The sequence below is a fragment of the [Mycobacterium] fortunisiensis genome, from assembly GCF_019050325.1.
GTDB classification, from domain to species: Bacteria; Actinomycetota; Actinomycetes; order Mycobacteriales; family Mycobacteriaceae; genus Mycobacterium; species Mycobacterium fortunisiensis.
Window position 1 is genome coordinate 1 of sequence record NZ_VOMB01000008.1, and the last position, 9,929, is coordinate 9,929.

General features: G+C 67.7%; 8 protein-coding genes. 7 read left to right on the plus strand and 1 reads right to left on the minus strand.

Going from position 1 to position 9,929, the window contains the following annotated elements:
• Nucleotides 1-649 precede the first annotated feature (649 nt).
• Both FR943_RS05780 and FR943_RS05785 read left to right on the plus strand, forming a co-directional pair.
• The gene (locus tag FR943_RS05780) at nt 650-1,390 is read left to right on the plus strand and encodes a hypothetical protein (RefSeq protein ID WP_217155447.1); all 741 of its coding nucleotides are present in this window, start codon (nt 650-652) and stop codon (nt 1,388-1,390) included.
• A 14-nt stretch (nt 1,391-1,404) separates the two neighbouring features.
• The gene (locus FR943_RS05785; RefSeq protein ID WP_217155403.1) at nt 1,405-3,399 is read left to right on the plus strand and encodes a YhgE/Pip domain-containing protein; all 1,995 of its coding nucleotides are present in this window, start codon (nt 1,405-1,407) and stop codon (nt 3,397-3,399) included.
• Between the two features lie 9 nt (nt 3,400-3,408).
• Here FR943_RS05785 and FR943_RS05790 read toward each other — a convergent pair whose 3' ends face one another.
• Nucleotides 3,409-4,881 (minus strand): acetyl-coenzyme A carboxylase carboxyl transferase subunits beta/alpha, encoded by a 1,473-nt coding sequence (locus FR943_RS05790; protein WP_217155404.1) that lies wholly within the window; start codon nt 4,879-4,881, stop codon nt 3,409-3,411.
• Between the two features lie 27 nt (nt 4,882-4,908).
• On the opposite strand from FR943_RS05790, the gene FR943_RS05795 reads away from it, so the two are divergent.
• From FR943_RS05795 to FR943_RS05815, 5 genes are read left to right on the plus strand one after another with little or no spacing between them, the layout of a single operon-like run.
• Nucleotides 4,909-5,640 carry an enoyl-CoA hydratase gene (locus tag FR943_RS05795; RefSeq protein ID WP_217155405.1) on the plus strand — a complete coding sequence of 244 codons (732 nt, stop codon included), beginning with the start codon at nt 4,909-4,911 and terminating at the stop codon, nt 5,638-5,640.
• A gap of 1 nt (nt 5,641) precedes the next feature.
• Nucleotides 5,642-6,754, plus strand: coding sequence for an MBL fold metallo-hydrolase (locus tag FR943_RS05800; protein ID WP_217155406.1), 1,113 nt, complete (start codon nt 5,642-5,644; stop codon nt 6,752-6,754).
• Between the two features lie 27 nt (nt 6,755-6,781).
• On the plus strand, nt 6,782-9,274 hold the full coding sequence (locus FR943_RS05805; protein ID WP_217155407.1) for an HAD-IC family P-type ATPase: 2,493 nt from the start codon (nt 6,782-6,784) through the stop codon (nt 9,272-9,274).
• A gap of 24 nt (nt 9,275-9,298) precedes the next feature.
• Nucleotides 9,299-9,478 carry an antitoxin gene (locus FR943_RS05810; RefSeq protein ID WP_217155408.1) on the plus strand — a complete coding sequence of 60 codons (180 nt, stop codon included), beginning with the start codon at nt 9,299-9,301 and terminating at the stop codon, nt 9,476-9,478.
• Between the two features lie 3 nt (nt 9,479-9,481).
• On the plus strand, nt 9,482-9,928 hold the full coding sequence (locus tag FR943_RS05815) for a type II toxin-antitoxin system Rv0910 family toxin (RefSeq protein ID WP_217155409.1): 447 nt from the start codon (nt 9,482-9,484) through the stop codon (nt 9,926-9,928).
• Nucleotide 9,929 lies beyond the last annotated feature (1 nt).

A 9,929-nucleotide genomic window follows, 5' to 3' on the forward strand; every position in this document is an offset into this window, starting at 1 on the left:
CCACTTGAACCTCAACACAAGCCGCTGCTGAACAGCGAAAAGGCGCCCACTAGAACACTAGGAGCGCCACATGTGTTTGATTATGTCATCGGGCACCGACAAAAGTGGCCGATCTCTCAAGACATCGGTGACAGATCTGCATCAGGACACCGGTAACAGTTCCGGTGGTCTTGCTGGTGGACCAGTGTTTCGGCATGTGTGGGCGGCCGATTCCTGCGAGCATTGAGGCATGCCGGTTGGGCGCGCGTCGGCGGTGCTCGGGCGGCGGGCGTGTGCGCTGCTCGCCGTGTGCTCGGCAGCGTTGCACGGGGTGCTGCTGACTCACGTGGGCAGTGCCGCCATGGCGGTGGCGATGGTCGCGATGCTGGTCGCCTGCCTGTACTGCGCGCGGGACCTATGGTCGCGGGGAACGCTGGGGGCTTGGTGTGCGGTCGCGCTCATGAACCTCGCGATGATCGCTCTGCACATACCTGTGCCGGCCCATCACCACGCCGGAGCCGCGCCGGTGCAGATCGTGACGACGACCATGGCGATGGCAACGGTGTTGGCGCTACTCGAAGTTCTCATCGCCGCCGCGGTATTGGCGTATCGCACTCATCAGCGCTCGGTTTTCTGGGCGCGGCTCGGTGCCCTGTGTTGTGATTGCCCCATGCCTGAGCAAAGTCTCGAGCCTGACGCCGACGGGGACGAGCAGAAGCCGCCGGCCATTACCGCACGCGGGATCGCGATGCACGGGCCGTGGGGTCCGGTGTACGGGCCCGTCGACCTCGACATCGACGAGGGCGGGGTCACGGTGTTGTCCGCACCTGCCGGTACCGGTCGCACGGCGCTGCTGATGACCTTGGCCGGACGCATGAGAACTGCACGCGGGCAGTTGACCGTGTTCGGCCGCACCCGGGCCACGGAGATCTTCAAGACTGCAGCACTGGCCGGGATCGATGAGCTCGACACGGTGTCGGAGTCGGTGACGGTGCGCGATCTGGTTACCGAGCAACGTCGTTGGGACGCACCGTGGTACACGCTTGTCGGTCGTTCCGACGAGGACGACCTGGCGGCCATGTGCGGTCCGGTGTTCGGTGAGCTGCCGCTGCCGAAGCTGACGTCATACTTCGACGGGCTCACCGAACTCGATCAGTTTCTGCTGCGGATCGCGCTGGCCAACACCGCGATTCGACCGCTGCTGGTGGTCGGCCACCTCGACCACCTCACTGATGACCGCAACCGCGACGTAGTGCTGGGGCGTCTCATCGCGTTGGGGGAGAAGCAGACAGTGATCACCGCGACGGTCAACGGGGTGCCCGAACACTTGGCCTCGGCTGTACGGGCTCAAATAGAAGTGCCCAACACCACGCTGGCCGAGCTGGCCGGCGCGCAGAAAGGGGGCAAGTAGTCGTGCTGGCCGGAATGTCGTTGGGTACCGATCTGAAACGCTTCTCTCGCGGCACGATGCCGCGCATCGCCCTGGTGACGGTGATCCTGCTGCCACTGTTGTACGGCGCCATGTACCTGTGGGCGTTCTGGAATCCGTTCGGCGAGGTGGACAAGGTTCCGGTGGCGCTGGTCAACGAGGACCGGGGCACCGTCGCCGAAGGTCAGCAGATCAAGGCCGGTGATGAGGTTGCCGATGCCCTGGTGGACTCGGGTCAGCTTCAGCTGCACCGGGTTTCGGCGCAAGAAGCGGCCGATGGGGTGGCCGACGGCAAGTATTACTTCTCGATCACGCTGCCGGAGGATTTCAGCACCAGCATCTCGTCCCCGGCCGGTGGGGCGCCGCACCAGGCCAACGTGCGCTTCACGTTCAACGACGCCAACAACTACCTGGGCTCGATCATCGGCCAGAACGCCGCCCGCGAGGTGATAAATCAGATCAACGCCAAGATCGGCGAACGCACTGTCGGGACCGTGTTGACCGGGCTGACCGACGCCGGGGCCGGCCTGGTCAAGGCGGCCGATGGGGCGCAGCAGTTGGCCACCGGCAGTGCGGCGGCCAACGACGGCGCGCACCGGCTGTCCACCGGCGCCGACGCGCTCACCGCGGGACTGGTGACCGCGCGTGACGGGTCGGCGCAGTTGGCCGCCGGCACCAGGCAGTTGTCGACGGCGGTCGACACCGCCACCGATCCACTGCTCACCGTGTTGGACCGGGTCAGTGGCCTCGGTCTGGATCCGAACGAGGTCGGCCTGGCCGCCCAACGGCTGTCCGGTGCCGTGCGGTCGACCACGGACCGGATCGCGGCGCTCAACATCGACCAGGCTCAGGCCGCCGCGATCGTGGACCAGGCGGTCGGCTTCCTGCGTAACAATCCCGACCCCGCCGTGCGTGACACCGGCGAGTTCCTGGCGGGTGCGCAACGGCTGCTGCAGGCTCGCGGGCTGGACCCCACCACCGATGAGGGCCTGACCCGCCTGCGCGACAACGCCGCCCAGCTGGAGAACGAGCTGGGTGATCCGAACAGCAAGCTGCGGGTGTTCATCAACCGGGCGCTCACCGGTGGGTTGCGCGCCGACGTCGTCAAATTGCGCGACGGTGCCCACCAGCTCAACACCGGAGCCAAGGCTCTCAACAGCGGGCTGGTCCAGCTGGCCAACGGTGGGCACCAACTCTCCAGCGGAGCAAGCGAACTCGCCGCCGGAACCGAGAAACTCCAGGCCGGTAATCAGCAGCTGGCGACCGCGCTCAAGCAGGGCTCGACCCAGGTCCCGTCGTGGACCCCGCAGCAGCGCACCGAGGTGGCCCGCACCTTGGCGTCCCCGGTGGCGCTGGACATCCAGACGCACAACCCGGCCGCCACGTTCGGCACCGGTTTCGCGCCGTTCTTCCTTCCGCTGGCCTTGTTCATCGGTGCGCTGATCATCTGGATGTTGTTGCAGCCGTTGCAGTCCCGTCCGGTTGTCAACGGGCTGGGGGCGCTGCGGGTGGTGCTGGCCTCCTACTGGCCGGCCTCGCTGATCGTGGTCTGCCAGGTGGCGGTGATGTATGCGGTGGTGCACTTCGGGGTGGGGTTGCAGGCCAAGTACCCGTTGGCCGTGGTGGCGTTCTTGGTGTTGGTGGCGGGCACGTTCCTGGCCCTGATCCAGGCCTTCAACGCGTTGTTCGGGGTGTCGGTGGGCCGGGTGGTGACGCTGGCGTTCCTGATGCTGCAACTGGTGTCGGCGGGTGGCATCTATCCGGTGGAGACCACGGCCAAACCGTTCCAGATCCTGCACCCGGTCGATCCGATGACCTACGCGGTCAATGGGCTTCGCCAATTGATCGTGGGTGGGATCGATTCGCGGCTGTGGATCGCGATCGCGGTGCTGGCCGGGGTGTTGGCCGCCTCGCTGGCGGCGAGTTCGTGGGCGGCCAGACGAAACCGGCAGTACACCATGGATCGATTGCATCCGCCGATCGAGGTGTGACCGACAAACTCAGCCCAGCCCGATCCGCCGGTAGCGCTCCAGCCGGGTCTGCAGTCGCTGCCCGCCGGGCACGGCACGCAACGTAGACAGCTCGCCCGCAATGGCGTTCGACAGCCGCTCGGTGAAGGCCCGCGGTTCGTCGGCGGCGTCGGGGTGTTCGGGCACGATCGCGTCGGCGATGCCGTGGCGCAGCAGGTCCACGGACCGAACGCCCTGCGCGGCAGCCAGTTCCGCCGCATGTGAGGTGTCGCGGTAGACGATCGCGCTGGCGCCCTCCGGCGGCAGCGGGGCCAGCCAGCCGTTGGCGGCGACGAGTACCCGGTCGGCGGGCACCATGGCCAGGGCTGGGCCGCCGCTGCCCTGACCCATCAGCACCGACACTGTGGGCGTGTCCAAAGTGACAAGTTCGGCCAGGCAGTTGGCGATCTCGCCGGCCAGCCCGCCCTGCTCGGCCTCGATCGACAGGGCCGGCCCCGGGGTGTCGATCACCAGCACCAGCGGCAGCTGGAGTCCGGCCGCCAAGGCCATGCCGCGCCGGGCCTCCCGCAGGGCGCCGGGCCCGACCAGGCCACCGACGATGCGACGCTGGCCCACCACCACGGCGGGCTGTCCGCCGAAGCGGGCCAGCGCCAGCAGGGTCGTGGCGGCTTCACCTCGCTCGGTTCCGGACAGCAGCACGCGGTCGGTGGCCCCGTGGCGCAGCAGATAGCCGACCCCGGGACGGTCCGGCCGGCGCGAGGCCTGCACCGATTCCCAGGCCGGCACGTCGGGCGGCGTCTCGGCCGCCAAAGGTGCGGGCGGCGGACCTGGCGGGTCCAGGACCACCCGCAGGGTGCGGTTGAGTGTGTCGCGCAGCAGCGCCAGCGGCACCACCCCGTCGATGACGCCGTGCGAGTGCAGGTTCTCGGCGGTCTGCACGCCCGACGGGAACGGCTCGCCGTACAGGTGCTCGTACACCCGCGGGCCCAGGAAGCCGATCAGGGCGCCGGGCTCGGCGGCCGTCACGTGTCCCAGCGACCCCCACGACGCGAACACCCCGCCGGTGGTGGGATGGCGCAGGTACACCAGATAGGGCAGGTGGGCCTGTTTGTGCAGCTCGACGGCCGCGGCGATCTTGACCATCTGCAGAAACGCCACGGTGCCTTCCTGCATGCGGGTGCCGCCGGAGCTGGGTGAGGCGAGCAGTGGCAGGCCCTCGGCGGTGGCTCTCGTCACCGCGGCGGTGATCCGCTCGGCGGCGGCCACCCCGATCGAGCCGGCCAGGAAGTCGAACTCGCAGGCCACCAACGCGACGCGGCGGCCGAAGATGGTGCCCTCGCCGGTGAGCACCGATTCGTCCAGCCCGGTCTTCGTAGCGGCTTCGGCCAGTTCGCGCCGGTAGTCGGCGCTGGTGGCGACCTCGAGGGGAGGGCCGTCCCAGCTGTGGAACGAACCCTCGTCGAGCACTGCATCGCGAAGCGCGCGGGCGCCGATCCGACTCACGCCACGAGCCTATATAGGCTGGCGCACATGATTGGTGTCACCAGAGACGGCAATGTCCTGACCCTGGAACTGCAACGCGAGGAGCGGCGCAACGCGCTGAACTGCGAGCTTGTCGACAGCCTGCGGGTGGCGGTGGAGAACGCCGCGGCCGAGGATGTCCGGGCCATCGTGCTGACCGGGGCCGGCACGGTGTTCAGCGCCGGTGCCGACCTGTCCGGCGATGCGTTCGCCGCTGAACTGCCCGACAAGGCGCTGGCGCTGAACCTGGCGATCGATGCCACGCCGGTGCCGGTGATCGGTGCGATCAACGGCCCGGCGATCGGCGCGGGTGTGATCCTGGCCATGATCTGCGATCTTCGGGTGGTCGATCCCGACGCCTACTTCCAGTTCCCGGTCGCGAAATATGGCTTGGCCTTGGACAACTGGAGCATCCGCCGGTTGACGTCGTTGGTCGGCTACGGGCGGGCTCGCGGCATGCTGCTCGGCGCGGAGAAGTTGTCTGCAGACACGGCGCTGCAGACCGGCATGGCCAACCGGCTGGGCACCCTGGCCGATGCGCAGAAGTGGGCCGGTGAGATCGCCGGTTTCGCCCCGCTGGCCCTGCAGCACGCCAAGCGTGTGCTCAACGACGACGGTGCCTACGAGGAGCCCTGGCCCGCCCACAAGGAGCTGTTCGACAAGGCGTGGGCCAGCCCGGATGTGATCGAGGCGCAGGTGGCGCGGGTCGAGAAGCGGCCGCCCAACTTCACCGGGGCCTGACGTGCTGCGCGCTGCGCTGCGGGTCGGGACCAGGTCAGCGTCGTTGTTGGCCGGTGGATGGTTGGTGCGCGCGCTGAACGGAAGCTATGCCGCGGTGGGCGCCCTGCCCCGGGATATCCGGCCGGTGGCTCAGCGCTCCCTGCAGTACGCCGACGGGGTGTTCGTCAACATCGAGCCGGCCTCGCCCGGCATCAGCATGGGCCGCGAGGAGTGGCGGATGCTGATCACTGAGATGCTGGGCCGGAATACGGCCAGCCGACCGGCCGGGCCGATCCCGCTGGCCGAGCCGTCCAGAGACGTCGGCGCGGCGGGACCGTGCGCGGTGTCCTGGTACGGCCACTCCACTGCCCTGGTGGAGCTCGACGGTTACCGGGTGCTGACCGACCCGGTGTGGAGCAACCGCTGCTCACCGTCGCGGGTGGTGGGCCCGCAGCGGCTGCACGAGCCGCCGCTGCGGCTGGACGCGCTGCCCGCCGTCGACGCCGTGGTGATCAGCCACGACCACTACGACCACCTCGACGTCGAGACGGTCCTGGGGTTGGTCCGCACGCAGCGGGCGCCGTTTGTGGTGCCGTTGGGGATCGGGGCGCATCTGCGCAAGTGGCGGGTTCCCGAAGACCGGATCATCGAATTGGACTGGAATGAGAGCCACCGGATCGGCGAGCTGACTCTGGTGTGCACGCCGGCCCGGCATTTCTCCGGGCGGCTGTTCCGGCGGGACACCACGCTGTGGGCGTCGTGGGCTTTCATCGGGCCGCAGCATCGGGCGTTCTTCGGTGGCGATACCGGTTACACCAAGAGTTTTTCCGAAATCGGTTCGGAGCACGGCCCTTTCGATTTGACCCTGCTCCCGGTCGGGGCGTACCACCCGGCTTGGCCCGACATTCACATGAATCCCGAGGAGGCGGTGCGCGCGCATCTGGACGTCACCGATTCCGGGCTGCTGGTGCCGGTGCACTGGGCGACGTTCCGGTTGGCGCCGCACCCGTGGGCCGAGCCGGTGCGACGCCTGCTGTCGGCAGCAGACCCGGCCGGTGTGCAGATCGCGGTGCCACGGCCGGGGCAGCGGGTGGACGCCGATTCGGCGGCGCTCGATCCGTGGTGGGAGTTCTGAGCGCGCTCGGGTGGCAAACTTGCGCCCATGACGACGATCACGGTCACCGGTCTCACCGATGTGGAGGTGGCGCAGCGGGTCGCCGAGGGCAAGAGCAACGACGTCCCGACGCGGGCGGCGCGCAGCGTCGCCGAGATCGTCCGCGCCAACGTGTTCACCCGCATCAACGCGATCCTGGGTGTGCTGTTCCTGATCGTGCTGTCCACCGGTTCGCTGATCAACGGCGCATTCGGCCTGCTGATCATCGCCAACAGCGCGATCGGCATCATCCAGGAGGTGCGGGCCAAGCGGACGCTGGACAAGCTGGCGATCGTCGGGCAGGCCAAGCCCACCGTGCGGCGGCAATCCGGCGCTCGCGCAGTGCTGCCCGCCGAGGTGGTGCTCGACGACATCATCGAGCTCGGGCCCGGAGACCAGATTGTGGTCGACGGCGAGATCATCGAGGAATCCAATCTTGAGGTCGACGAGTCGCTGCTGACCGGCGAGGCCGACCCGATCGCCAAAGACGTGGGCGACACCGTGATGTCGGGCAGTTTCGTGGTGGCCGGCTCCGGCGCCTACCGGGCCACCAAGGTGGGGCATGAGGCGTACGCCGCCAAGCTCGCGGCCGAGGCCTCCAAGTTCACCCTGGTGAAATCCGAACTGCGCAACGGCATCAACCGGATCCTGCAGTTCATCACCTACCTGCTGGTGCCGGCCGGTCTGCTCACCATCTACACCCAGCTGTTCACCACCGATCCGCGGATGCTGGAGTCGCTGAAGCAGACCTTCGGCGACATCGTCGACAACGACAGCGGGTGGCGAGAGTCGTTGCGCATCATCATGAGTCAGATTTTCACCACCGATGCCGTCTGGCACGAACCGGTGCTGCGCATGGTGGGTGCGTTGGTGCCGATGGTGCCCGAAGGTCTGGTGCTGATGACCTCCGTCGCATTCGCGGTCGGGGTGGTGCGGCTGGGCCGGCGGCAGTGCCTGGTCAACGAGCTGCCCGCGATCGAAGGCCTGGCCCGGGTCGATGTGGTGTGTGCCGACAAGACCGGCACCCTGACCGAAAACGGTATGCGGGTCAGCGATCTCAAGGCGTGCGACGGCAGCCCGACGGACATGGTGTCGAAGGCGCTGGCCCAGTTGGCCGCCGACGACCCGCGGCCCAACGCCAGCATGCTGGCCATCGCCGAGGCGTTCGACGCGCCGCCAGGCTGGGCCGCCACCGCGACGGCACCGTTCAAGTCCGCCACCAAGTGGAGTGGGGTGTCCTACGGCGAGCACGGCAACTGGGTGATCGGTGCCCCCGACGTCTTGCTGGACCCGGCCTCATCGGTGGCCGAACAGGCCGAGCAGATCGGTGCCCAGGGGTTGCGGGTGCTGTTGATCGGCTCTTCCGACCTGTCCGTCGACGCGCCGCAGGCTCCCGGCACCGTCACACCCGTCGCGCTGGTGGTGTTGGAGCAGCGGATTCGCCCCGACGCCGCCGATACTCTCGATTACTTTGCTTCCCAGCATGTTTCGGTCAAGGTGATCTCGGGCGACAACGCAGTGTCGGTGGGCGCGGTGGCGGGTAAGCTGGGTCTGCACGGCGAGACCATGGATGCCAGGAAGCTGCCCGACGACCCCCAGCGACTGGCCGATGATCTGGACGAATGCACCACGTTCGGCCGGGTGCGCCCGGACCAGAAGCGGGCAATGGTGCACGCTCTGCAGTCGCGTGGGCACACCGTGGCCATGACCGGTGACGGCGTCAACGACGTGCTGGCCCTCAAAGATGCCGACATCGGGGTGGCGATGGGCTCGGGCAGTTCGGCTTCGCGCGCCGTAGCGCAGATCGTGTTGCTGGACAACAGGTTCGCGACTCTGCCGTATGTGGTCGGCGAGGGCCGGCGGGTGATCGGCAATATCGAACGGGTCTCGAACCTGTTCCTGACCAAGACCGTCTACTCGGTGCTGCTGGCCATCTTGGTGGCGCTGGCGGGGCTGTCGTCCAAGTGGTTCGGCACCGATCCGCTGCTGTTCCCGTTCCAGCCGATCCACGTCACGATCGCGGCCTGGTTCACGATCGGTATTCCGGCCTTCATCCTGTCGCTGGCCCCCAACACCGAACGGGCGCACTCGGGGTTCGTGCGGCGGGTGATGACGGCGGCGCTGCCGTCGGGCGTGGTGGTCGGCACCGTCACGTTCATCTCGTACCTGGTGGCTTACCAGGGCCGGGAAGCCGGCGCGGTCGAGCAGACCCAGGCTTCCACGGCGGCATTGATCACGCTGTTGGTGTCCTCGCTGTGGGTGTTGTCCGTGGTGGCTCGGCCCTACGAGTGGTGGCGGGTGGTGCTGGTCGCGCTGTCGGCGTCGGCCTATGTGCTGATTTTCAGTTTGCCACTGGCGCAGCGCCTGTTCATGCTCGACCCGTCGAATCTCAAGGTCACCGCGATCGCGTTGGGCATAGGCCTGGTTGGGGCCGCGCTGATCGAGGGGTTGTGGTGGGTGCAGGGCATGCTGCTGGGTGAGAAGCGACGGTTGTGGAGATAGCTGGCACGGCGATAGGGTGGCCTGATGGGATTCCTGGACAAGGCCAAGGACCTTCTGTCGAAGAACGCCGACAAGGTTGAACAGGCGATCGACAAGGCCGGCGACATCGTGGACGAGAAGACACAGGGCAAGTACTCCGGCGCGGTCGACAAGGCGCAGGACGCCGCGAAGAACGCCATCAACAAGGAAGAACCACAGCAGTAACTCATGGCTAAGTTGTCTGTCTCCGTCGATGTTCCGTTGCCGCCGGAGAAGGCGTGGGAGTACGCCTCGGATCTGTCCCGTTACGACGAGTGGCTCAGCATCCACCGCGCCTGGCGGTCGAAGTTGCCCGAAATCCTGGAGAAGGGCACGGTGATCGACTCGATCGTCGAGGTCAAGGGCATGCTGAACCGGGTCAAGTGGACGCTGGTGAACTACAAGCCGCCGCAGTCCCTGACCCTGAACGGTGACGGCCGCGGCGGGGTGAAGGTCAAGCTGATCGGAAAGATCACGCCGGCCCCAGTGGACGGCGGGGAGGGCGCGAAGGTGTCGTTCGACGTGCACCTCGGCGGGCCCGCCCTGTTCGGGCCGATCGGCATGGTCGTCGCTGCCGCGCTCAAGGGCGATATCCAGCAGTCGCTGAACAAGTTCAAGGCGCTCTACGCGTCCTAGT